We start from the raw sequence: 20,729 nt of genomic DNA on the forward strand, positions 1-20,729 counted from the left end.
CATGGACCTCGAAGCGCGCGCGCACAGCGAACATCCGGAAGCCTTGCGGCTCTGGCTGCGGCTGCTTACATGCACCCAGCTGATCGAGAAGCAGGTGCGCAACGAACTGCGCTCGCAGTTCACCACCACGCTGCCGCGCTTCGACCTGATGTCGCAACTCGAGCGCTCGCCCGAGGGCCTGAAGATGAACGAGCTCTCGCGCCGCATGATGGTCACGGGCGGCAACGTCACCGGCATCACCGACCAGCTGGTGACCGAAGGCCTGGTGGAGCGCATCAACGTCGAAGGCGACCGCCGCGCCTGGCGCGTGCGCCTCACGGCGCGCGGACGCAAGCTCTTCAACGAGATGGCGCAACAGCACGAAGACTGGATCGTCGGAGCCTTCTCCGGCCTCAGCACCAAGGAGATCGCGCAGCTGCACAAGCTGCTCGGCAAGGTCAAGCAACACTCACACAACCAATCGATGGCGGAGACCGAATGAAGCACTACATCGGCGCAGGCAATCCCATGCGCGCGCAATTCGAGGCAAAGGCAGCCTACAAGGCCGAGCACTTTGCATGGAGCTACGACAACGGCATCGGCACCGTCACGCTGAACCGGCCCGAGCGCAAGAACCCGTTGACCTTCGACTCGTACGCCGAACTGCGCGACCTGTTCCGCGCGCTGAACTACGCCACCGACGTGAAGGTGATCGTGGTCACCGGCGCGGGCGGCAATTTCTGCTCGGGCGGCGACGTGCACGAGATCATCGGCCCGCTCACCGGCATGCGCATGCCCGAGCTGCTGGAGTTCACGCGCATGACGGGCGACCTGGTGAAGGCCATTCGCGCCTGCCCGCAGCCCATCGTCGGCGCCATCGACGGCGTGTGCGCCGGTGCCGGCGCGATGATCGCCTTGGCCTGCGACCTGCGCTACGGCTCGCCTGCCACGCGCACCGCGTTCCTGTTCACGCGCGTGGGCCTTGCTGGTGCGGACATGGGTGCGTGCGCGCTGTTGCCGCGCGTGATCGGCCAGGGCCGTGCGTCGGAGCTGCTGTTCACCGGCCGCGCCATGACGGCGCAGGAAGGCCATGCCTGGGGCTTCTTCAATGCGCTGCACGAAAGCGATGCGCTGCTCGAGGCCGCCACCAAGGTGGCGCGCGACCTGGCCGAAGGCCCGACCTTCGCGCACGGCATGACCAAGACCATGCTCGCGCAGGAGTGGTCGATGACCATCGACCAGGCCATCGAAGCCGAGGCCCAGGCCCAGGCCATCTGCATGCAGACCGAAGACTTCAAGCGTGCGTACGAAGCCTTCGCGGCCAAGCGCAAGCCGGTGTTCGGCGGAGACTGACGCGATGATGACCAAAGCACCCGCGCCGCCCTCGACCGCGCACCTCGCACTGCCCTTCTTCGACGACGCGCATCGCGCGCTCGCCGATGGCCTGCTGCCCTGGGCGGCAGCACAGGAGGTGGACGAACATGACGATCGCGCCGCATGCCGCGACTGGGTGCAGCGCCTCGGCGAAGGGGGATGGTTGCGCTACTGCGTGCCGGGCACCTCGGGCGGGGCGCTGGAGCGCCTCGACTCGCGCGCACTCGTGCTGCTGCGCGAAACGCTCGCCTTCCATTCGCCGCTTGCCGACTTCGCCTTCGCGATGCAGGGTCTGGGCAGCGGCGCGATCACGCTTGCTGGCACGCCCGAGCAGCATGCGAACTACCTGACTGCAGTTGCGAAGGGCAGCAAGATCGCGGCCTTCGCGCTCAGCGAGCCCGAAGCGGGCTCCGACGTGGGTGCGATGGCGATGCGCGCCGAAGCCACGGCCGATGGCTGGAAGCTGAACGGCGAGAAGACCTGGATCAGCAACGGCGGCATCGCCGACTTCTACTGCGTGTTCGCGAAGACCGACCCGAACGGCGGCACGCGCGGCATCACGGCCTTCATCGTCGATGCGACGACACCGGGCCTCGACACCTCCGAGCACATCGACGTGATGGCGCCGCATCCGCTCGCGACGCTGCGCTTCGAGAACTGCGTCGTGCCGCGCACCGCGCAACTCGGTGAGCTCAACGGCGGCTTCAAGCTGGCGATGCGCACGCTCGACATCTTCCGCGCCTCGGTCGCTGCCGCGGCACTCGGCATGGGCCGACGCGCGCTGGCGGAAGCCATCTCGCATTCGAAGAACCGGCGCATGTTCGGCCAGACGCTCGCGGACTTCCAGCTCACGCAGGCCAAGCTCGGCGAGATGGCCGCGCTGATCGACAGTGCCGCACTGCTCACCTACCGCGCGGCATGGATGCGCGACGACGCGGAGCAACGCGGTGCACCCGCGGTCGGCGACGTGTCCGCTGCCGCCGCCATGGCCAAGATGTGCGCCACCGAGAACGCGAGCCGCGTGATCGACATGGCGTTGCAGATGCACGGCGGCCTGGGCGTGAAGGTTGGCACGAAGATTGAAAGCCTCTACCGCGACATCCGTTCGCTGCGCATCTATGAAGGCGCGACGGAAGTTCAACAACTGATCATTGGCAAATCCGTTCTGCGGGGATAAATACCGTGTCTGCCCAAGTCGACCGCTTCGTTCACGACCGCCTGCCGCCTGCCGAGCAGCTGCCCGTCTTTCGCTATGAGCTCCCCGAGCTGCAGTTGCCCGACCAGCTCAACCTGGTCGAGGAGCTGCTCGACAAGGCCGCCGCGAAAGGCTTCGGCGACAAGCCGATGCTGCGTTCGCCCGCGGGCACGCTGACGTACGCGCAAGCGGCCGTCGAGGTCAACCGCATCGCGCAGGTGCTGACGGAAGACCTCGGGCTGGTGCCGGGCAACCGCGTGCTGCTGCGCGGCGGCAATTCGGTGGCAATGGCGCTGTCGTGGCTGGCAGTGGTGAAGGCGGGCCTCATTGCCGTGGCCACGATGCCTTTGCTGCGTGCGAAGGAACTGGGCGAGATCATCGACAAGGCACGGCCCGTGGCCGCGTTGTGCGACGGGCGCCTGCTCGACGAACTCCTGATCGCCCAGCGCGAGTACCCGGTGCTTGCAACGGTGCTCGCGTTCAACAAGCCCGATGCACCCGACTCCCTCTCTGCACGCGCAGCAACGAAGAGCGGCGTGTTCAAGGCCTGCCCCACGGCATCGGACGACATCGCGCTGCTCGCGTTCACCTCGGGCACCACCGGCAAGCCGAAGGCGCCCGTCACCACGCACCGCGACGTGCTCGCGATGTGCGAGACATGGCCGCGCCATGTGTTGCACGCGCACAGCGACGACATCGTGATCGGCTCGCCGCCGCTGGCCTTCACCTTCGGGCTCGGCGGGCTGCTGGTATTTCCGATGTGGGCTGGTGCCTCGGTCTACTTCGCCGATGCGCCGTTCACGCCCGAAGGGCTCGTGAAGCTCATCAATGAGGTCGGTGCGACCATCTGCTACACCGCGCCCACGTTCTATCGCCAGATGGCGCCGTTCGTGAAGCAGCACGGCCTGCCCACGCTGCGCATCAGCGTGAGCGCCGGGGAGGCGCTGCCCGACGCGACGCGCCAGCTGTGGAAGGAAGTCTCGGGCATCGAGATGCTCGACGGCATTGGCGGCACCGAGGTGTTCCACATCTACATCTCGGCCGCCGGCGACGACGTGCGCCGCGGCGCGGTCGGCAAGGCGGTACCCGGCTTCATCGCGAAGGTGGTGGACAACGCGGGCAACGAAGTGCCGCGCGGCACCGTCGGCAAGCTCGCGCTGCAAGGCCCCGTGGGCTGCCGCTACCTCGAAGACCCGCGCCAGACCGACTACGTGAAGAACGGCTGGAACTACCCCGGCGACTCCTTCGTGCAGGACGACGACGGCTATTTCTTCTACCAGGCGCGCGCCGACGACATGATCATCACGGCCGGCTACAACGTCGGCGGCCCGGAGGTCGAAGACGCGCTGCTCAAGCACCCGGCGGTGGCCGAGTGCGGCGTGATCGGCAAGCCCGATGCGGACCGCGGCATGATCGTGAAGGCCTTCTGCGTACTCAAGCCCGGCCAGGAGGGCGATGCCGCCCTGGTGAAAGCGCTCCAGGACCACGTGAAGGCGACCATCGCGCCGTTCAAATACCCGCGCGAGATCGAGTTCGTGACGGTGCTTCCGCGCACCGAGACCGGCAAGCTCCAGCGATTCAAACTGAGACAACTCAACACCACACCATGATCAACAAACTCCTGCAGCCTGAAGGCTGGTTGCCTCCCAAGGGCTATGCGAACGGTATTGCCGCGCGCGGCACGATGCTGTTCGTCGGCGGCCAGATCGGCTGGAATGCGCAGCAGCAGTTCGAGTCGGACGACTTCATCGAGCAGTGCGGGCTCGCACTGCGCAACATCGTCGAGGTGCTGCGCGCGGGCGGAGCGGGCCCTGAGCACATGGTGCGCATGACCTGGTACGTGACGGACCGCGACGAATACAGCCGCCGGCTCTCCGAGCTCGGCCCCGTCTATCGCGATGCGATGGGCCGCAACTTCCCGGCCATGACCTGCGTGCAGGTGGCGGCGCTGGTCGAGCACCGCGCGAAGGTCGAGATCGAGGTGACGGCGGTCGTTCCGGACTGATGCCGTTCCCGCGCACCGCCGTCGTGTATCACACGATGGCGTGCGCGAAACGCTTGCGGTACTCCGCGGGCGTGATGCCGACCTGACGCCGAAACGCACGGCGCAGCGTGTCGGCATCGGCAAAGCCGCACAGCGACGCCACCTGCTTGGGTGCGGCGTCCCCCACCTCCAGCAGGCGGCGCGCGGCAGCCACGCGAATCTCTTCCACCCATGCCGCGGGCGTGACCCCCACTTCCTGCCTGAACAGCCGCGCGAAATGGCGCTCGCTGAGGCCCATGCGCGCAGCGAGATTCGCGACGCCATGGCCCATGGCGGGGTTCGCCGCGATCCAGCGCTGAACCTCCTGCAAGGCCGAACGCCCCGTGGGTGCGGCTTCGCCCTTGCGGCTGAACTGCATCTGGCCACCGGGGCGCTTGAAAAACATCACGAGCTGCGCGGCGACCTTCATCGCGATTTCGCGGCCCAGGTCTTCTTGCACCAGAGCGAGCGCCAGGTCGAGGCCCGCGGTCACGCCGGCGGCGGTGCGTACGCGGCCGTCACGAACGTGGATGGCGTCTGCATCGACGGTGACCGAAGGAAAATCCAGTGCGAGTTGATCGGCCACCGCCCAATGCGTGGTCACACGACGGCCGTTCAGCAAGCCGGCCTGCGCCAGCACGAAGGCACCGCTGCAGACGGAGCCGAAGCGGCGCACCTTGGGTGTGCGCTGGCGCAGCCATGCGGTCACGTCGAGGTCGAACAAGGTGCTTGCCGCATGCGGCGTGCCGGCGACGAGCAGCGTGTGGATGGGCTCGTTCATCTCGTCGCCTATCACCGCGTCGGGCATCAGCCGCACGCCTGACGAGCTGCGAATGGCGCCGCGACGGCTCGCGACGACCCGCATGCGATAGGCCTCCGCACGGGCTTGTACGTTGGCTTCGGCGAATACATCGAGCGGGCCCGACACGTCCAGCAGCTGGACGCCGGGCATGGCGAGGATCGCGATGGTCTTGGCGCTGCGTGCGATGTCGGTGTCTCCTTCAGTCGTGGAATGGCCGGATTCGTCGCTTCATGGCGCTTCAGGACACTCTATCCGAAACCTAGAGTCATGCTTACACGCACAGGAGAATCCACATGGCTTTGACGACGACAGACATCGAAGGGGTGCGCATCCCCGACAGCAAGCTCGCACACGAGATCACCGAACTGGTCCGGGACACGGCACCGCCGCTGCTGTTCCACCACTCGAGCCGGGTCTACTACTTCGGCGCATTGGCCGGCAAACGCCGCGGGCTCACGTTCGATCCGGAACTGCTGTACGCGGGCGCGATGTTCCACGACATGGGCCTGCTGAAAAAGCACAGCAGCGCGCAGGAGCGCTTCGAGGTCGACGGCGCGAACGTGGCGCGGGACTTTCTGCGGGGACACGGGATCTCGCAACAGGACATCGACCTGGTGTGGGCGGCGATCGCGCTGCACACGACGCCCGGGATTCCACAGCACATGCATCCGGTGGTGGCGCTGGTCACGGTCGGTGTCGAAATGGACGTGCTGGGGCTGGCCTACAAGGAGTTCAGCGAGGCCGAGCGCACACGGGTCGTGCATGCGCATCCACGCACGGAAAACTTCAAGGAAGACATCATCCAGGCCTTCTACGAAGGCGTCCGGCACAAGCCGCAGAGCACGTTCGGCAACGTCAAGGCCGACGTGATCGCGGACAAGGAACCGCACTTTCACCGGGGCAACTTCTGCAGCGTGATCCGATGCTCGGCCTGGCACGGCTGAGGTTCATCTTCAGAAACTCTGGAAAGAAAAAAGCCCTCATTGCGAGGGCTTTTTCAATTCATTTACCTGGCCAAGAAAAAAGGCCCTTTGAAATTCAAAGGGCCTTTTAAATTGGTTGCGCGAGCAAGATTTGAACTTGCGACCTTTGGGTTATGAGCCCAACGAGCTACCAGGCTGCTCCATCGCGCGGCAAGTATAAATTATAGCTTATTCAGCAGCGTTTTGCTCAGCTGCGTCGTCTTTAATTTCAGCACGGTCGACCAGTTCGACGAGCGCCATCGGAGCGTTGTCGCCCACGCGGAAACCCATCTTCAGGATGCGGGTGTAGCCGCCCGGGCGCGCGGCGAAACGCGGGCCGAGTTCGCCGAAGAGCTTGACGACGCTGTCGCGGCTGCGCAGGCGGTCGAAGGCCAGGCGCTTGTTGGCCAGCGTGGGCTTTTTGGCGAGCGTGATCATCGGTTCGATGACACGGCGCAGTTCCTTGGCCTTGGGGACCGTGGTCTTGATGACTTCGTGCTCGATGAGCGAATTCATCATGTTCTGCAGCATCGCAAGGCGGTGCGAGCTGGTGCGGTTGAGTTTGCGGAGTCCGTGACCGTGACGCATGGTGCTTTTCCTTTACTTTATAAAAACAGGCAGCCGTATCAGGTACTGCCCGGTGCACTGGCCCTTTTCCGGGCCAACCTTCAAAAATTCAAATCAACGCTTGTCGAGGCCGGCCGGTGGCCAGCTTTCGAGCTTCATGCCCAAGGTCAGGCCGCGCGAAGCGAGGACTTCCTTGATTTCGTTGAGCGACTTGCGACCCAGGTTAGGGGTCTTGAGCAACTCGTTCTCGGTGCGCTGGATCAGGTCACCGATGTAGTAGATGTTTTCGGCCTTCAGGCAGTTGGCCGAGCGCACCGTCAGTTCGAGTTCGTCGACAGGACGCAGCAGGATCGGATCGAATTGCTGTGCGCTGCGCGGTGCGGGTGCATCGAATGCAGCGAGTTCGCCGCCTTCGAGCTGCGCAAACACGGCGAGCTGCTCGACCAGGATTTTAGCCGATGCGCGCACGGCGTCTTCGGCGGTGATCGCACCGTTGGTTTCGATCTCGACCAGCAGCTTGTCCAGGTCGGTACGCTGTTCGACACGGGCGCTTTCGACCGTGTAGCTCACGCGCTTCACGGGCGAGAACGACGCGTCCAGAACGATGCGGCCGATCGACTTGGTCGGCTCGTCCGCATAGCGGCGCATCGTGCCGGGCACGTAGCCGCGACCCTTTTCGACCTTGATCTGCATGTCGAGCTTGCCGCCTTGCGACAGGTGCGCGATCACGTGGTCAGGGTTGATGATCTCGACGTCGTGCGGGGTCTGGATGTCCGAGGCCAGGACAGGGCCTTCGCCGTCCTTGCGCAGGCTCAGCGTGACTTCGTCGCGGTTGTGGAGCTTGAACACCACGCCCTTGAGGTTCAGAAGGATGTTGACGACATCTTCCTGCACACCGTCGATCGACGAGTACTCATGCAGAACGCCAGCGATCGTGACTTCGGTGGCAGAGTAGCCCACCATCGACGACAGCAGAACGCGACGCAGCGCGTTGCCGAGCGTGTGGCCGTAGCCGCGCTCGAAAGGTTCGAGCGTGACCTTGGCCTTGTTCGGCGCAAGTTGCTCGACCTGAATGGTCTTGGGTTTCAGCAGGGTGGTTTGCATGCAGACTTCCTCTCAATACCCCCGGCTCGTTACACCGGTAAGGCTGGTGAAGCACCTGACCCGCAGCAGAGTGCGGGGCAGGAACGTGAACAACAATAACAATCTCCCGCATGCGCCGAAGGGCGGATGCGGGAAGAAAAAATCAACGCGAATAGAGTTCGACGATCAGCGATTCGTTGATGTCGGCTGCGAATTCGTCGCGATCGGGCACCTTCTTGAACGTGCCTTCGGCCTTGTCGGCGTTCACATCGACCCATGCCGGAATACCGACTTGCTGGGCGAGCTGGAGCGCTTCGACGATGCGGTTCTGCTTCTTCGACTTGTCGCGCACGGCGATCACGTCACCGGTCTTGACCAGGTACGACGGGATGTTGACCGACTGACCGTTCACCGTGATCGCCTTGTGCGACACGAGTTGACGCGCTTCGGCGCGGGTCGAGCCGAAGCCCATGCGGTAGACGACGTTGTCCAGGCGCGATTCGAGGATGAACAGCAGGTTGGCACCCGTGTTGCCACGGCGACGATCGGCTTCTTCGAAGTAGCGGCGGAACTGCTTTTCGAGCACGCCGTACATGCGCTTGACCTTCTGCTTTTCACGCAGTTGGAGGCCGTAGTCGGAAGTGCGCTGACCCGAGGTGCGACCGTGTTGGCCGGGCTTGGAGTCGAACTTGGCCTTGTCCTGGATCGAGCGGCGGGCGCTCTTCAGGAACAGGTCGGTGCCTTCACGGCGGGAAAGTTTGGCCTTGGGGCCGAGGTAACGTGCCACGATTTTTCCTTTGTGTATCTGCCGCAGTTGCCTGCGGGAGCCACCTGCGAGACGCGGATGGCGGTGGGCTTAGATAAAAAACAAATGCGCAGCCGCTATTCAAAGCCGGCTGCGCCTTGCAGACTGACGCTCAGATGCGGCGACGCTTCTGGGGGCGGCAGCCGTTGTGCGGAACGGGCGTCACGTCGGCGATGGAATTGATCCGGATGCCGAGCGCAGCCAGTGCGCGCACCGACGATTCGCGACCGGGGCCGGGGCCCTTGATCTCGACGTCGAGGTTCTTGATACCTTGTTCAACAGCAGCACGGCCGGCAACTTCGGAAGCCACCTGCGCAGCGAACGGCGTCGACTTGCGCGAGCCCTTGAAGCCCTGGCCACCCGACGAAGCCCACGACAGGGCGTTGCCCTGGCGATCGGTGATCGTGATGATGGTGTTGTTGAACGAGGCATGCACGTGGGCGATGCCGTCCGCAACGTTCTTGCGAACCTTCTTGCGAACGCGCTGTGCGGCGTTGTTTGCAGGTGCTTTAGCCATGCTGGTCTATCCTTATTTCTTCAGGGACTGCGCAGCCTTGCGCGGACCCTTGCGGGTGCGGGCATTGGTGCGCGTGCGCTGGCCGCGCATCGGCAGGCCGCGACGGTGACGGAAGCCGCGATAGCAACCGATGTCCATCAAACGCTTGATGTTCATCGTCGTTTCGCGACGCAGATCGCCTTCGATGGTGAAGAGAGCGATCTGATCGCGGATCTTCTCGAGATCGCCGTCGGTCAGATCCTTGATCTTCTTCGAATATTCGATGCCGCTCGCTTCGCAGATTTGACGGGCGCGGGTGCGACCGATACCGAAAATGGCGGTCAGGCCGATTTCAGCGTGCTTGTGCGGCGGGATGTTGATGCCAGCAATACGTGCCATGTGCGTCCTCTAATACTCTTCAATCAACCCTGGCGCTGCTTGTGGCGCGGGTCGGTGCAAATCACACGCACCACACCTTTACGGCGGATGACCTTGCAATTACGGCAGATGGTTTTGACCGAAGCCGAAACTCTCATTTCATTCTCCTAAAACTGTTTAACGTGGCGGTCTACCGCCCGGACTCAATACTGAAAAACACAGCCCTACGATGTCTTGAAGTTAGCCTTCTTCAGCAGCGATTCGTACTGCTGGGACATCATGTAGTTTTGCACCTGGGCCATGAAGTCCATCGTGACGACCACGATGATCAGCAGGGAGGTACCACCGAAGTAGAACGGCACGTTGTACTTCAGGATCAGGAACTCTGGCAGCAGGCAGACGAAGGTGATGTACACCGCGCCGGCCAACGTCAGGCGAACCAGAATCTTGTCGATATAGCGAGCGGTCTGGTCACCCGGGCGAATGCCAGGAATGAATGCACCACTCTTCTTCAGGTTGTCGGCCGTTTCCTTGCTGTTGAACACGAGAGCCGTGTAGAAGAAGCAGAAGAAAACGATCGCAGCGGCATACAGCAGCACATAGATCGGCTCACCCGGACGCAGCGCGCCAGCGATGTCCTTGATCCAGCGGAAACCACCTTCACCCGTGCTGAACCAGCCAACCACCGTTGCGGGCAGCAGGATGATCGACGAAGCGAAGATCGGCGGAATCACGCCAGCCATGTTCAGCTTCAGCGGCAGGTGCGAAGACTGGCCACCATAGACCTTGTTGCCCACCTGTCGCCGCGCATAGTTCACGAGGATCTTGCGCTGGCCGCGTTCCACGAACACCACGAAGTAAGTGACCAGCACCACGACCGCGATGATGAAGAGCGCAATGATGGGGTTCATCGCACCGGTCGTCACCAGGGACGCCAGGCCGCCGATGGCGTTGGGCAGGCCAGCTGCGATACCTGCAAAGATCAGGATCGAGATGCCGTTGCCCAGGCCGCGTTCGGTGATCTGCTCGCCGAGCCACATCAGGAACATCGAACCGGCCGTCAGGCTTACCATGGCGGTCAGGCGGAAGCCGAAGCCGGGTGCGATGACCAGGCCGGCCGACGACTCGAGCGCCACCGAGATGCTGAACGACTGGAACAGTGCCAGACCCAGCGCGCCGTAGCGCGTGTACTGAGTGATCTTGCGGCGGCCAGCCTCGCCTTCCTTCTTCAATTGCTCGAAGGTAGGAATCACGTAGGTCATCAACTGCATGATGATCGACGCCGAGATGTACGGCATGATCCCCAACGCGAACACGGTGAAACGCGACAGCGCCCCGCCCGAGAACATGTTGAACAGGCTCAGAATGCCGCCCTGCTGGCCCTGGAACAACGCTGCCAGCTGGTCCGGGTTGATACCCGGCACAGGAATGTGAGCGCCGACCCGGTAGACCACGAGCGCGAGCAGCAAAAACACGAGCCGACGACGAAGGTCGCCGAACTTGCCTGTTTTTGCGATCGTTGCCGCGTTAGTTGCCACGAAGAACTTCTTTCAGTCCGAGGGTGATCAGGCGAAGCTGCCGCCGGCTGCTTCGATAGCAGCCTTGGCGCCAGCCGTTGCACCCACGCCCGTCAGCTTGACGGCCTTGGTGAGTTCACCGGTCTTGATGATCTTGACGACCTTGGCGAGCTGGCCCACCAGGCCGGCTTGCTTCAGCGCCAGGACGTCCACTTCGGCCAGGCCGAGCTGCTCGAGGGCAGTCAGCGTGACTTCGGCGTTGAACTTCAGCAGGTGCGACTTGAAGCCGCGCTTGGGCAGGCGACGCTGCAGAGGCATTTGACCGCCTTCGAAGCCCACCTTGTGGAAACCGCCTGCGCGCGACTTCTGGCCCTTGTGACCGCGACCTGCGGTCTTGCCGATGCCAGAGCCGATACCACGGCCAACGCGACGCTTAGCGTGCTTGGCGCCGGCTGCCGGCTTGATGCCATTGAGTTCCATATCAGTCTCTCTTACAGAACTTTGACCAGATAACTGATCTTGTTGATCATGCCGCGCACCGCCGGGGTGTCTTGCAGCTCGCTCACGCTGTTGAGCTTGCGCAGGCCGAGGCCACGCACGGTCGCGCGATGCGATTCCTTGGTGCCAATCGGGCTTTTGACCAATTGCACCTTGAGGGTTTGTTGTTGCGTCGTCATTTGAATGCTTCTTTCAGGCTTGCGCTCAAGCGAAGATTTCTTCGACGGTCAGGCCACGCTTGGCAGCCACCGCGGACGCGGTCGTCGAGTTCTTCAACCCGTCGAGCGTGGCGCGAACCATGTTGTAGGGATTCGACGAACCATGGCTCTTGGCCACGATGTCGGTGATGCCCATGACTTCGAACACGGCGCGCATCGGGCCGCCGGCGATGATGCCGGTACCCTTCGGGGCGGGGATCATGACGACCGAAGCGGCGCCGTGATGACCCGTCACGCGGTGATGCAGCGTGCCGTTCTTGATCGAGATCTTGGCCAGGTTGCGACGGGCTTCTTCCATTGCCTTCTGCACGGCAGCAGGCACTTCCTTCGACTTGCCCTTGCCCATGCCGACGCGACCTTCGCCGTCACCCACCACGGTGAGTGCTGCGAAACCGAGGATACGACCACCCTTCACCACCTTGGTGACGCGGTTGATCGCGATCATCTTCTCGCGCAAACCGTCTTCAGGGCCTTCGTTCTGCGTTCTTGCTTGAATCTTTGCCATTTTGAATCTCGTGTCCGGTTAGAACTGCAGACCGGCTTCGCGGGCGGCCTCGGCCAGCGCCTTGACGCGGCCGTGGTATGCGAAACCAGCGCGGTCGAAAGCGACCTTCTCGACGCCTGCAGCCTTCGCCTTTTCAGCGATGCGCTTGCCGACTGCGGTGGCTGCGGCGGCATTGCCGCCCTTGCCCGAACCGCCGAGCGAGGTACGCACTTCGGCTTCTGCCGTCGATGCGGTTGCAATCACCTTGGTGCCGTCGTCGGAGATGACGGTGGCGTAGATGTGCAGGTTGGTGCGGTTCACCGTGAGACGGGCCACGCCCTGCGTCGCGATGCGAATGCGGGTCTGGCGCGAGCGGCGAAGACGCTGTGCTTTTTTGGTCAACATCATTTTGCTGCCCCTTACTTCTTCTTGGTCTCTTTGATCACGATCTTCTCGTCCGAATAACGGATGCCCTTGCCCTTGTAAGGCTCAGGCGGACGAACAGCGCGGATCTCAGCGGCGATTTGACCAACGCGCTGACGGTCAGCACCCTTGATCACGATTTCGGTCGGGGTCGCAGTGGCCACCGTGATGCCTTGCGGCATTTCGATGTTGACCGGATGCGAATAACCGACTTGCAGGTTCAACTTGTTGTTGGAGGCTGCAGCCTTGTAGCCGACGCCGACCAGGTTGAGCTTCTTTTCGAAGCCCTTGGTCACGCCAACCACCATGTTGTTCACCAGCTGACGGATCGTGCCGCTCATCGCGTTCGCTTCACGCGATTCGTTGGCGGGCTCGAAGCTCAGCTTGCCGTCATTGCTGACGACCTTGACCAGTGCATTGCGATGCAGGACGAGCGAACCGCCCGTGCCCTTCACGCTGATCTGGTCTTCCTTGATCGACACATCCACGCCTGCGGGGATGGTGATCGGCATTTTTCCTACTCGGGACATTTCAGTAACTCCTCGATGTCTCGGTTAGGCGACGTAGCACAGAACTTCGCCGCCGACACCGGTGGCGCGAGCCTTGCGGTCGGTCATCACGCCCTGGGGGGTCGTGACGATCGCAACGCCAAGGCCGTTCTGGACTTGCGGAATGGCTGCACTGGCCTTGTAGACGCGCAGGCCGGGGCGGCTCACGCGTTCGATACGTTCGATGACCGGACGGCCAGCGTAGTACTTCAGCGTGATGACGAGTTCGGACTTGCCTGCATCGGTCTTCACTTCGAAGCCGTCGATGTAGCCTTCGTCCTTCAGGACTTGTGCAATCGCAGCCTTCACCTTGGAAGACGGGATCGACACAGTGGGCTTCGCCACCATCTGCGCGTTACGGATACGCGTCAGCAGGTCGGCAATGGGATCACTCATGCTCATGTTGTTTGCTCCTGCCTGGCTTACCAGCTGGCCTTGGTGACACCGGGGATGTCGCCAGCGAAAGCCAGTTCACGGATCTTGGCGCGAGCCAGACCGAATTGACGGAAGGTACCGCGCGGGCGACCGGTGATCGCGCAACGGTTGCGTTGGCGGGTCGGGTTCGCATTGCGCGGGAGCTTTTGCAGGCCCAGACGGGCAGCTGCGCGCTCTTCGTCGCTCTTCTTCAGGTCGTTGGAAGCCGCCTTCAGTTCAGCGTGCTTCGCAGCGAACTTGGCAACCAGCTTGTCGCGCTTGAGTTCGCGCTGGATCAAAGATTGTTTAGCCACAGTTCGCCTCAGTTCTTGAACGGGAAACGGAAACCAGCCAGAAGCGCCTTGGCTTCTTCGTCGGTCTTGGCCGTCGTCGTGATGCTGATGTTGAGACCGCGCAAGGCATCGACCTTGTCGTACTCGATCTCGGGGAAAATGATCTGTTCCTTGACGCCGATGTTGTAGTTGCCACGGCCGTCGAACGCACGGCCGGAAATGCCGCGGAAGTCGCGAACACGCGGCAGCGCGATGGTCACGAAACGGTCCAGGAACTCATACATCTGCACGCCACGCAGCGTGACCATGCAGCCGATGGGCTGGTTTTCGCGGATCTTGAAACCGGCGATAGCCTTCTTCGACTTGGTGACCACGGGCTTCTGGCCGGCGATCTTGGTCAGGTCGGCGACAGCGTTGTCGAGAACCTTCTTGTCGGCGACTGCTTCACCCACGCCCATGTTGAGCGTGATCTTGGTGAGGCGCGGGACCTGCATCGGCGACTTGTAGCCGAACTTTTCAGTCAGGTCTTTCGCGATCTTTTCGCGATAGTGTTGTTGGAGACGTGCCATGTGAGTACCTCTTAGGCGAACTTGATTTCGTCGCCGCTGGACTTGAAGACGCGAACAGCCACGCGCTTGCCGTCAGCACCCTGGGTGACCTTGATGCCCACGCGATCGGCCTTGCCGGTCGCGGCGTTGAAGATCGCCACGTTGGATTGGTGAATGGGCATGGACTTCTCGACGATGCCACCGGTCGTACCCTTGAGCGGGTTCGGCTTGGTGTGCTTCTTGACGAGGTTCAGGCCGTCGATGACGATGTGCGAATCGTCCTTGCGGAGCGAAACGGTACCGCGCTTACCCTTGTCACGACCGGCCAACACGATGACCTGGTCGCCTTTGCGAATCTTGTTCATGGCGTTGTGTCCTTAGAGAACTTCGGGTGCCAGCGACACGATCTTCATGAACTTCTCGGTGCGCAGTTCGCGCGTGACCGGTCCGAAGATGCGGGTGCCGATAGGCTCCAGCTTGGCGTTGAGCAACACTGCAGCGTTGCCGTCGAACTTGACGAGCGAGCCGTCAGCGCGACGGATGCCCTTGGCGGTGCGGACCACCACTGCGCTGTAGATCTCGCCTTTCTTGACGCGACCACGCGGAGCGGCTTCCTTGATGCTCACCTTGATGACGTCGCCCACGCTGGCATAACGCCGCTTGGAGCCACCGAGCACCTTGATACACAGGACGGATTTCGCGCCCGTGTTGTCGGCCACTTCGAGCCGGGATTCAGTTTGGATCATTTCTTGATATTCCCAACTTGTACCGATGAGCCTCCAGGAGGGAGACACCGCGGTCAGTCTTGGTCCCGTCGTCCACACCCCGAACCACTCGGGGCGCTTCCGCTTTGGGCTGAAAGCTTCGCCTTTTAGAAGCGAAGCCCGCGATTGTTGCACGCTCTCAGGGCGATGTCAACAACCCCATTCCGCCATTTCGCACTGGCACTAGACTTCAGGGCGTGCGCTCCCCCGAGAACTCCCTTTCGAACGCCCCTTCGCCGCCTTCGCCGCCCTTGCGCCGGCGCCTTCTGGCGGGCGCGGCCGGCCTGCTGGCGCTGAGCCTGGCCGCCTGCAGGAGTGCCTCCCCGACTTCCAGCCCCGGAACTGGCCGGCTGCGCCGTATCGCCGAAGCGCGATGGCCGCACCGCTTCAATATAGAGGGCACCACGGCAGGCGGCCTCTCGGGCATCGACTACGACCCGATCCAGGGGGAGTACCTGCTGATCAGCGATGACCGGTCGGACCTCGCCCCCGTGCGCTGCTACACGGCCCGGTGGCCGCAGCCCCGGCTGGCGCAGCCCGAGCCCGTCGGCGTGGTGCAGCTGCAACGCCCCGGCGGCGGCCCCTGGCCGAACCGGCGCCATGCGGTCGACGGGCTCCCCGTCCCCGACCCGGAAGCCCTGCGCCTGCGGCCGGCGACCAATACCCTGCTCTGGACCAGCGAGGGCGACGTCGCACGCGGCTTCGGGCCCGCGCTGTACGAGTCGGCCCGCGACGGCCGCTTCCTGCGCCAGTTCCCGATGCCAGCGATGTTCCAGCCCGATCCGGCGCAGCGCCGCGGCCCGCGCGACAACCTCGGCTTCGAGGGCGTCACCCTCACGCCCGACGGCCGTTTCGCCTGGCTGGGCATGGAGAACGCCCTGGTCCAGGACGGTCCCGAGCCCACCGTCGGTGCGCCCGGCGGCCCCTGCCGCTTCACCCGCATCGACCTGCAGACCGGCCAGGCCGACCGCCAGGTGGCCTACGTGCCCGACGCCATCCCGCTGCGCCCGCTGGTTCCCGGCACGTACGCGGACAACGGCGTGAGCGAGATCCTGATGCTCGACGCCGACCGCATGCTGGTGCTGGAGCGCGCCTACGCCACTGGCACGGGCAACTCGCTGCGCCTGTACGAGATCGACACCCGCGCGGCCAGCGACGTGCTCGCCGTCGACGCGCTGGCGCCGGGCAACCACCGCCCTGCGGCCAAGACCCTGGTGGCCGACTTCGCCACGCTCGGCCTGTCCCGCCTCGACAACACCGAAGGCATGTGCTGGGGGCCGCCGCTGCCCGACGGCCAGCGCGTGCTGGTGGTCGTGAGCGACGACAATTTCAACCCGCTTCAAGTGACCCAGTTCGCCGCCTTCGCCTACACAGACCGCACCGACCGACCATGACCATCGCCGTCACCTTCCTCCCCCGCACCGGCCCCGCGCCGCTCCCGCCGTTGCCGCCCGTGGCCTTCATCGGCGGCGGCAACATGGCGAGCGCCATCATCGGCGGCCTGATCCAGCAGGGCACACCGGCGGAAGCGTTCGAGGTGGTCGAGCCCTTCGAGGAGGCCCGCGCGAAGCTCGCCCATTCTTTCGGCATCACGGCGCAGGCAGAGGCCGGCGAGGCCCTGTCGCGCTGCGGCGTGGTGGTCTGGGCGGTCAAGCCCCAGACCTTCGCGGACGCGGCCCGCCCGGTGCGCGAATTCGCGACCGACGCCCTGCACCTGAGCGTGGCCGCGGGCATTCCGTCGGACAGCATCGCCCGCTGGCTAGGCACCGAGCGCGTGGTGCGCGCCATGCCCAACACGCCCGCACTCGTGGGCAAGGGCATGACGGGCCTGTACGCCCGCCCCGGCGCCGAGAGCGCCGACCGCGCGACGGTCGGGCAGTTGCTGGCGCCCACCGGCGAACTGATCTGGGTCGACGCCGAATCGGCGCTGGACGCCGTCACCGCCATGTCAGGCTCGGGTCCGGCCTACGTGTTCTATTTCATCGAGGCGATGACCGAAGCCGGTGTCGAGATGGGCCTCACGCCCGAGCAGGCGCAGCAGCTGGCCATCGGCACCTTCACCGGCGCCTCGGCGCTGGCGCACAGCGCGACCGAACCGCCTTCGGTGCTGCGCGAGCGCGTCACCTCCAAGGGCGGCACGACCTACGCAGCCATCACCTCGCTGCAGCAGGCCGACGTGAAGGCGCAGTTCAAGACCGCGATCCGCGCGGCGCAGAAGCGCGCCGCCGAACTGGGCGAGGAATTCGGCCGCAGCTGAAGGTGCTCAGGCCGGCGGCAGTGCGCGCGGCCCGAGGAAGAACAGCCATTCGGCGGCCAGCGTGACCGTGCCGTCCTCCAGCTCGAGCAGCACTTCCTCTTTCAGCAAGAAGCTGTCGTCCGGCTTGGGCGTCACTTCCAGGATGCGCACCCGTGCCCGGAAGCGCGCGCCCACCGGCATGGGCCGCACAAAGCGCAGCCGGTCGAAGCCGTAGTTCAGCGCGTGGTTCGAATCGAAAAGCAGCAGCGTGCGCATGGCCTCGCCGGTCAGCCGGATCAGGTGCGAGACCTGGAAGAAGCCCTGCACGATGGTGCCGCCGTAAGGCGCCTCACGCGCCGCGCGCTCGGGGTCGAGGTGGATCCACTCGCCCTCACCGTCGCCCGACAGCTCCGAGTAGCGCTCGACCATTTCCTGCGTGATGCAGTGCCATTCGGAGAAGCCCGCCTGGCCGATCTTCTGCGTCAGTCTCTCCAGCATCGAAGAAGCCCTCAGCGCACCGCGTAGCCGGCCACGATGCCGGCGAACACGGTGAAGCCCAACCAGTGGTTCAGGCGGAAGGCCTTGAAGCAGCCGTCGCGCGTGCGGTCATGAATCAGCCGCCAGTGCCACACGGCCTGCGCCGTCGCCAGGGCGATGCCGGCATAGAACAACACGCCCAGCGCGTGACTCGCGCCGGCCCAGCCCCAGATCGCCAGAAAGATCGCGTAGCTCGTCATCACCGCGGCCACGTCGAGGCGCCCGAAAGTGATGGCCGAGGTCTTCATGCCGATCTTCAGGTCGTCGTCGCGGTCGACCATGGCGTACTCGGTGTCGTAGGCCAGCACCCAGAACAGGTTGCCGACCAGCAGCCACACGACCAGCACCGGCACCGTCGACTGCACCGCCGCGAAGGCCATCGGAATGCCGAAGCTGAAGGCGATGCCCAGCACCGCCTGGGGCACCGAGACGAAGCGCTTGGCGAAGGGATAGGCCAGCGTGATGGCCAGCGCCGCGAACGACCACAGCACCGTGAGCCGGTTGGTGGTGAGCACCAGGGCGAAGGCCGCCAGCGCCAGCACGGCGCCGAGCCCCAGCGCCTCCTTGACCGACATGGCACCGCTGGTCACGGGCCGTTGCGCGGTGCGCTTCACGTGGCGGTCGAAGTCGCGGTCGGCCACGTCGTTGATGCAGCAGCCGGCACTGCGCATGAGGAAGGTGCCCAGCGTGAACACCACCAGCAGGTGCCAGCCGGGCCAGCCGTCCGCCGCGAACCACAGCGCACCGAGCGTGGGCCACAGCAGCAGCAGCCAGCCGGCGGGACGGTTCCAGCGGATCAGGTCTAGGTACAGCGCGAAACGGCGGGCAAGCATTGCGATTGCGGCGGGCAAAAAAAGAGCGGCCATTGTGCCGCTCGTTTCGGGTTGCCCAGGTCCGAAGGACGGGGATCAGTCCTCCAACAGCGAACGCAGCATCCAGGCCGTCTGGTCGTGCACCGTGCAGCGCGCGGTCAGCATGTCGGCCGTCGGGTCGTCGCCGGCTTCTTCGGCCACCGGAATGAATTCGCGCGCGATGCGCGACACGGTCTCGTGGCCCTTCACCAGGATGCGCACCATCTCCATCGCCTTGGGCGGGTTCTGCGGCACGTCGGGCACGGTGGCGATCTTGCTGAACTCGGCGTACGAGCCCGGCGCGTAGTGACCCAGTGCACGAATGCGCTCGGCCAGCACGTCGGTCGAATTCCAGAGCTCGGTGTACTGGCCCATGAACATCGCATGCAGCGAGTTGAAGTGCGGGCCCGTCACGTTCCAGTGGAAGTTGTGCGTGGTGAGGTACAGCGTGTAGGTGTCGGCCAGCACGCGGCTCAGGCCTTCGGCAATGGCGGCGCGGTCCTGGCGCTCGATGCCGATGTTGATGATCGGCGCGTTGCGGCTGCCCGACTCCTGCGCGACCACCGCGCCGCCCTTCTTGGGCACCTTGCCGGCGGAGGAAGCTGACGACGATTTCTTCGGGGCTTTGGCCATGGCGAGAACTCTTTCTTCAAGTTGGGGGAACACCGGAATTCTGGAAGCCGGCGCGCGGCTTCGCAACAGCGTCACTCTATCTCAGCGATGAACGATTCCGAACCGCGGCGGCGTAGGCCGATTCCGCGAACTGCTAGGACAGCCGCTTCACGCCCGGCAGCTCGCACGCATAGATGGCATTGCGCAGCGCCGCAATGGCCTCGTAGCGCGTGAAGGTGCGCCGCCACGCCAGCACCACGCGGCGCGTGGGCGGCTCGCGGTCGTGCGCGTCGCGCACGGGCAGGTAGCGCACCATCTGTTCGAATTCCTTGCGGCCCTTGACCCTGGGCTTGAGCGCCTCGGCCGGCACCGACAGGCGCGGCACCAGGGTCACGCCCATGCCCGAGGCCACCATGTGCTTGATGGTTTCCAGCGAGGAGCCCTCGAAGCTCTTGCGGATGCCTTCGGCATTGCTGGAAAAGCGCGCGAACTCGGGGCACACCTCGAGCACGTGGTCGCGAAAGCAGTGGCCCGTGCCCAGCAGCAGCATGGTCTCGCTCTGCAGTTCTTCGGAGGTGATCGATTCGCGGTCGGCGAACTTGTGCTTGACGGGCAGCGCCGCCATGAAGGGCTCGTCGTACAGCGGCGCCATGGCAAGGCCGGTGTCGGGAAAGGGCTCGGCCATGATGGCGCAGTCGATCTCGCCGGCGCGCAGCATCTCCAGCAGCTTGGCCGTGAAGTTCTCCTGCAGCACCAGCGGCATCTGCGGCGTGCGGGCGATCACCTGGCGCACCAGGTCGGGCAGCAGGTAAGGGCCGATGGTGTAGATCACGCCCAGGTTCAGCGGACCGGCCAGCGGGTCTTTGCCCCGCTTGGCGATTTCCTTGATGCTGGCGGCCTGATCGAGCACGCTTTGCGCCTGCTGCACGATCTGCTCGCCCAGCGGCGTGACGGTCACTTCGCCGGCGCTGCGCTCGAAGAGCTTGACCTCGAGTTCGTCCTCGAGCTTCTTGATGGCCACCGACAGGGTCGGTTGGGAGACGTAGCAGGCCTCGGCCGCCTTGCCGAAGTGCCGTTCGCGGGCTACTGCGACGATGTATTTGAGTTCGGTGAGAGTCATAG

Annotated in this window: 30 protein-coding genes and 1 tRNA gene; 8 read left to right on the plus strand and 23 right to left on the minus strand. The window is 64.2% G+C overall.

From position 1 onward, the window contains the following. The first annotated feature begins 1 nt into the window (after position 1). The 5 genes from AC1DJH_RS09560 to AC1DJH_RS09580 are packed head-to-tail and all read left to right on the plus strand — an operon-like array spanning position 2 to position 4,553. Positions 2-481: a MarR family winged helix-turn-helix transcriptional regulator gene (locus tag AC1DJH_RS09560; RefSeq protein ID WP_435437515.1), complete on the plus strand. Its 480-nt coding sequence runs from the start codon at positions 2-4 to the stop codon at positions 479-481. After that, the gene (locus AC1DJH_RS09565; protein ID WP_435487535.1) at positions 478-1,332 is read left to right on the plus strand and encodes an enoyl-CoA hydratase family protein; all 855 of its coding nucleotides are present in this window, start codon (positions 478-480) and stop codon (positions 1,330-1,332) included. The genes AC1DJH_RS09560 and AC1DJH_RS09565 overlap by 4 nt, the downstream gene beginning before the upstream one ends. Positions 1,333-1,336: 4 nt before the next feature. Further along, on the plus strand, positions 1,337-2,530 hold the full coding sequence (locus tag AC1DJH_RS09570) for an acyl-CoA dehydrogenase family protein (RefSeq protein WP_478185529.1): 1,194 nt from the start codon (positions 1,337-1,339) through the stop codon (positions 2,528-2,530). 5 nt (positions 2,531-2,535) lie between these two features. Beyond that, on the plus strand, positions 2,536-4,158 hold the full coding sequence (locus tag AC1DJH_RS09575; RefSeq protein WP_478185530.1) for an AMP-binding protein: 1,623 nt from the start codon (positions 2,536-2,538) through the stop codon (positions 4,156-4,158). Beyond that, positions 4,155-4,553 carry a RidA family protein gene (locus tag AC1DJH_RS09580; protein WP_435437511.1) on the plus strand — a complete coding sequence of 133 codons (399 nt, stop codon included), beginning with the start codon at positions 4,155-4,157 and terminating at the stop codon, positions 4,551-4,553. The genes AC1DJH_RS09575 and AC1DJH_RS09580 overlap by 4 nt, the downstream gene beginning before the upstream one ends. Before the next feature lie 28 nt (positions 4,554-4,581). On the opposite strand, the gene AC1DJH_RS09585 is transcribed toward AC1DJH_RS09580, so the two are convergent. Further along, the gene (locus AC1DJH_RS09585) at positions 4,582-5,559 is read right to left on the minus strand and encodes a GlxA family transcriptional regulator (RefSeq protein WP_478185833.1); all 978 of its coding nucleotides are present in this window, start codon (positions 5,557-5,559) and stop codon (positions 4,582-4,584) included. Positions 5,560-5,666: 107 nt separating this feature from the next. Between AC1DJH_RS09585 and AC1DJH_RS09590 the strand changes: the two genes are divergently transcribed. After that, complete coding sequence (locus tag AC1DJH_RS09590; RefSeq protein WP_478185531.1) at positions 5,667-6,317, plus strand: HD domain-containing protein; 651 nt, start codon at positions 5,667-5,669, stop codon at positions 6,315-6,317. Positions 6,318-6,429: 112 nt separating this feature from the next. On the opposite strand, the gene AC1DJH_RS09595 is transcribed toward AC1DJH_RS09590, so the two are convergent. The 18 genes from AC1DJH_RS09595 to rplN form a co-directional block, all read right to left on the minus strand. Then, positions 6,430-6,506, minus strand: a tRNA-Met gene (locus AC1DJH_RS09595). A gap of 18 nt (positions 6,507-6,524) precedes the next feature. Beyond that, on the minus strand, positions 6,525-6,923 hold the full coding sequence (gene rplQ / locus AC1DJH_RS09600) for a 50S ribosomal protein L17 (protein WP_116910279.1): 399 nt from the start codon (positions 6,921-6,923) through the stop codon (positions 6,525-6,527). A 93-nt stretch (positions 6,924-7,016) separates the two neighbouring features. Beyond that, on the minus strand, positions 7,017-8,006 hold the full coding sequence (locus tag AC1DJH_RS09605) for a DNA-directed RNA polymerase subunit alpha (protein ID WP_093059385.1): 990 nt from the start codon (positions 8,004-8,006) through the stop codon (positions 7,017-7,019). Between the two features lie 142 nt (positions 8,007-8,148). Then, complete coding sequence (rpsD, locus tag AC1DJH_RS09610; protein ID WP_009124826.1) at positions 8,149-8,772, minus strand: 30S ribosomal protein S4; 624 nt, start codon at positions 8,770-8,772, stop codon at positions 8,149-8,151. 130 nt (positions 8,773-8,902) lie between these two features. After that, positions 8,903-9,307, minus strand: a complete 405-nt coding sequence (gene rpsK, locus AC1DJH_RS09615) for a 30S ribosomal protein S11 (RefSeq protein ID WP_009124825.1) — start codon at positions 9,305-9,307, stop codon at positions 8,903-8,905. A gap of 12 nt (positions 9,308-9,319) precedes the next feature. Next, positions 9,320-9,685 (minus strand): 30S ribosomal protein S13, encoded by a 366-nt coding sequence (rpsM, locus tag AC1DJH_RS09620; RefSeq protein WP_093243005.1) that lies wholly within the window; start codon positions 9,683-9,685, stop codon positions 9,320-9,322. 23 nt (positions 9,686-9,708) lie between these two features. After that, positions 9,709-9,822 (minus strand): 50S ribosomal protein L36, encoded by a 114-nt coding sequence (gene rpmJ, locus AC1DJH_RS09625; RefSeq protein ID WP_013544106.1) that lies wholly within the window; start codon positions 9,820-9,822, stop codon positions 9,709-9,711. Between the two features lie 66 nt (positions 9,823-9,888). Continuing rightward, complete coding sequence (secY, locus tag AC1DJH_RS09630) at positions 9,889-11,202, minus strand: preprotein translocase subunit SecY (protein ID WP_435437510.1); 1,314 nt, start codon at positions 11,200-11,202, stop codon at positions 9,889-9,891. Between the two features lie 27 nt (positions 11,203-11,229). After that, entirely contained in the window at positions 11,230-11,661 is a 432-nt protein-coding gene (rplO, locus tag AC1DJH_RS09635; protein WP_101491466.1) for a 50S ribosomal protein L15, read from the minus strand. 11 nt (positions 11,662-11,672) lie between these two features. Next, positions 11,673-11,858, minus strand: a complete 186-nt coding sequence (rpmD, locus tag AC1DJH_RS09640) for a 50S ribosomal protein L30 (protein ID WP_009124818.1) — start codon at positions 11,856-11,858, stop codon at positions 11,673-11,675. Between the two features lie 25 nt (positions 11,859-11,883). Next, on the minus strand, positions 11,884-12,402 hold the full coding sequence (gene rpsE, locus AC1DJH_RS09645) for a 30S ribosomal protein S5 (protein ID WP_013544109.1): 519 nt from the start codon (positions 12,400-12,402) through the stop codon (positions 11,884-11,886). Positions 12,403-12,420: 18 nt separating this feature from the next. After that, positions 12,421-12,786: a 50S ribosomal protein L18 gene (rplR, locus tag AC1DJH_RS09650; protein ID WP_042672913.1), complete on the minus strand. Its 366-nt coding sequence runs from the start codon at positions 12,784-12,786 to the stop codon at positions 12,421-12,423. A 14-nt stretch (positions 12,787-12,800) separates the two neighbouring features. Next, on the minus strand, positions 12,801-13,334 hold the full coding sequence (rplF, locus tag AC1DJH_RS09655) for a 50S ribosomal protein L6 (RefSeq protein ID WP_435437508.1): 534 nt from the start codon (positions 13,332-13,334) through the stop codon (positions 12,801-12,803). A gap of 24 nt (positions 13,335-13,358) precedes the next feature. Continuing rightward, entirely contained in the window at positions 13,359-13,754 is a 396-nt protein-coding gene (rpsH, locus tag AC1DJH_RS09660) for a 30S ribosomal protein S8 (RefSeq protein WP_056516708.1), read from the minus strand. 20 nt (positions 13,755-13,774) lie between these two features. After that, the gene (gene rpsN, locus AC1DJH_RS09665) at positions 13,775-14,080 is read right to left on the minus strand and encodes a 30S ribosomal protein S14 (protein ID WP_093436359.1); all 306 of its coding nucleotides are present in this window, start codon (positions 14,078-14,080) and stop codon (positions 13,775-13,777) included. Between the two features lie 8 nt (positions 14,081-14,088). Beyond that, positions 14,089-14,628, minus strand: a complete 540-nt coding sequence (gene rplE, locus AC1DJH_RS09670; protein ID WP_013544114.1) for a 50S ribosomal protein L5 — start codon at positions 14,626-14,628, stop codon at positions 14,089-14,091. An 11-nt stretch (positions 14,629-14,639) separates the two neighbouring features. Beyond that, complete coding sequence (gene rplX / locus AC1DJH_RS09675; RefSeq protein WP_435437507.1) at positions 14,640-14,972, minus strand: 50S ribosomal protein L24; 333 nt, start codon at positions 14,970-14,972, stop codon at positions 14,640-14,642. Between the two features lie 12 nt (positions 14,973-14,984). Beyond that, on the minus strand, positions 14,985-15,353 hold the full coding sequence (gene rplN, locus AC1DJH_RS09680; RefSeq protein ID WP_009124801.1) for a 50S ribosomal protein L14: 369 nt from the start codon (positions 15,351-15,353) through the stop codon (positions 14,985-14,987). A 269-nt stretch (positions 15,354-15,622) separates the two neighbouring features. Between rplN and AC1DJH_RS09685 the strand changes: the two genes are divergently transcribed. Further along, on the plus strand, positions 15,623-16,765 hold the full coding sequence (locus AC1DJH_RS09685; protein ID WP_478185532.1) for an esterase-like activity of phytase family protein: 1,143 nt from the start codon (positions 15,623-15,625) through the stop codon (positions 16,763-16,765). Next, positions 16,762-17,628, plus strand: a complete 867-nt coding sequence (gene proC, locus AC1DJH_RS09690) for a pyrroline-5-carboxylate reductase (RefSeq protein ID WP_478185533.1) — start codon at positions 16,762-16,764, stop codon at positions 17,626-17,628. The genes AC1DJH_RS09685 and proC overlap by 4 nt, the downstream gene beginning before the upstream one ends. A gap of 6 nt (positions 17,629-17,634) precedes the next feature. Here proC and AC1DJH_RS09695 read toward each other — a convergent pair whose 3' ends face one another. From AC1DJH_RS09695 to AC1DJH_RS09710, 4 genes are all read right to left on the minus strand, one after another. Further along, on the minus strand, positions 17,635-18,105 hold the full coding sequence (locus AC1DJH_RS09695; protein ID WP_478185534.1) for a MaoC/PaaZ C-terminal domain-containing protein: 471 nt from the start codon (positions 18,103-18,105) through the stop codon (positions 17,635-17,637). An 11-nt stretch (positions 18,106-18,116) separates the two neighbouring features. Beyond that, entirely contained in the window at positions 18,117-18,977 is an 861-nt protein-coding gene (ubiA, locus tag AC1DJH_RS09700; protein WP_478185535.1) for a 4-hydroxybenzoate octaprenyltransferase, read from the minus strand. Between the two features lie 75 nt (positions 18,978-19,052). Next, the gene (locus AC1DJH_RS09705; RefSeq protein ID WP_435437502.1) at positions 19,053-19,628 is read right to left on the minus strand and encodes a Dps family protein; all 576 of its coding nucleotides are present in this window, start codon (positions 19,626-19,628) and stop codon (positions 19,053-19,055) included. A gap of 133 nt (positions 19,629-19,761) precedes the next feature. After that, complete coding sequence (locus AC1DJH_RS09710) at positions 19,762-20,727, minus strand: LysR substrate-binding domain-containing protein (RefSeq protein ID WP_472125055.1); 966 nt, start codon at positions 20,725-20,727, stop codon at positions 19,762-19,764. Positions 20,728-20,729 lie beyond the last annotated feature (2 nt).

This window comes from Variovorax sp. 10N412, from assembly GCF_056394985.1.

Bases quoted from the DNA above. Each gene is read 5' to 3' on its own strand.
- AC1DJH_RS09560 (WP_435437515.1), top strand. From the start codon at position 2: ATGGACCTCGAAGCGCGCGCGCACAGCGAACATCCGGAAGCCTTGCGG.
- AC1DJH_RS09565 (WP_435487535.1), top strand. From the start codon at position 478: ATGAAGCACTACATCGGCGCAGGCAATCCCATGCGCGCGCAATTCGAG.
- AC1DJH_RS09570 (WP_478185529.1), top strand. From the start codon at position 1,337: ATGATGACCAAAGCACCCGCGCCGCCCTCGACCGCGCACCTCGCACTG.
- AC1DJH_RS09580 (WP_435437511.1), top strand. From the start codon at position 4,155: ATGATCAACAAACTCCTGCAGCCTGAAGGCTGGTTGCCTCCCAAGGGC.
- AC1DJH_RS09590 (WP_478185531.1), top strand. From the start codon at position 5,667: ATGGCTTTGACGACGACAGACATCGAAGGGGTGCGCATCCCCGACAGC.
- rplQ (WP_116910279.1), bottom strand. From the start codon at position 6,923: ATGCGTCACGGTCACGGACTCCGCAAACTCAACCGCACCAGCTCGCAC.
- AC1DJH_RS09605 (WP_093059385.1), bottom strand. From the start codon at position 8,006: ATGCAAACCACCCTGCTGAAACCCAAGACCATTCAGGTCGAGCAACTT.
- rpsK (WP_009124825.1), bottom strand. From the start codon at position 9,307: ATGGCTAAAGCACCTGCAAACAACGCCGCACAGCGCGTTCGCAAGAAG.
- rpsM (WP_093243005.1), bottom strand. From the start codon at position 9,685: ATGGCACGTATTGCTGGCATCAACATCCCGCCGCACAAGCACGCTGAA.
- rpmJ (WP_013544106.1), bottom strand. From the start codon at position 9,822: ATGAGAGTTTCGGCTTCGGTCAAAACCATCTGCCGTAATTGCAAGGTC.
- rplO (WP_101491466.1), bottom strand. From the start codon at position 11,661: ATGGAACTCAATGGCATCAAGCCGGCAGCCGGCGCCAAGCACGCTAAG.
- rpmD (WP_009124818.1), bottom strand. From the start codon at position 11,858: ATGACGACGCAACAACAAACCCTCAAGGTGCAATTGGTCAAAAGCCCG.
- rpsE (WP_013544109.1), bottom strand. From the start codon at position 12,402: ATGGCAAAGATTCAAGCAAGAACGCAGAACGAAGGCCCTGAAGACGGT.
- rplR (WP_042672913.1), bottom strand. From the start codon at position 12,786: ATGTTGACCAAAAAAGCACAGCGTCTTCGCCGCTCGCGCCAGACCCGC.
- rplF (WP_435437508.1), bottom strand. From the start codon at position 13,334: ATGTCCCGAGTAGGAAAAATGCCGATCACCATCCCCGCAGGCGTGGAT.
- rpsH (WP_056516708.1), bottom strand. From the start codon at position 13,754: ATGAGCATGAGTGATCCCATTGCCGACCTGCTGACGCGTATCCGTAAC.
- rplE (WP_013544114.1), bottom strand. From the start codon at position 14,628: ATGGCACGTCTCCAACAACACTATCGCGAAAAGATCGCGAAAGACCTG.
- rplX (WP_435437507.1), bottom strand. From the start codon at position 14,972: ATGAACAAGATTCGCAAAGGCGACCAGGTCATCGTGTTGGCCGGTCGT.
- rplN (WP_009124801.1), bottom strand. From the start codon at position 15,353: ATGATCCAAACTGAATCCCGGCTCGAAGTGGCCGACAACACGGGCGCG.
- proC (WP_478185533.1), top strand. From the start codon at position 16,762: ATGACCATCGCCGTCACCTTCCTCCCCCGCACCGGCCCCGCGCCGCTC.
- AC1DJH_RS09695 (WP_478185534.1), bottom strand. From the start codon at position 18,105: ATGCTGGAGAGACTGACGCAGAAGATCGGCCAGGCGGGCTTCTCCGAA.
- ubiA (WP_478185535.1), bottom strand. From the start codon at position 18,977: ATGCTTGCCCGCCGTTTCGCGCTGTACCTAGACCTGATCCGCTGGAAC.
- AC1DJH_RS09705 (WP_435437502.1), bottom strand. From the start codon at position 19,628: ATGGCCAAAGCCCCGAAGAAATCGTCGTCAGCTTCCTCCGCCGGCAAG.
- AC1DJH_RS09710 (WP_472125055.1), bottom strand. From the start codon at position 20,727: ATGACTCTCACCGAACTCAAATACATCGTCGCAGTAGCCCGCGAACGG.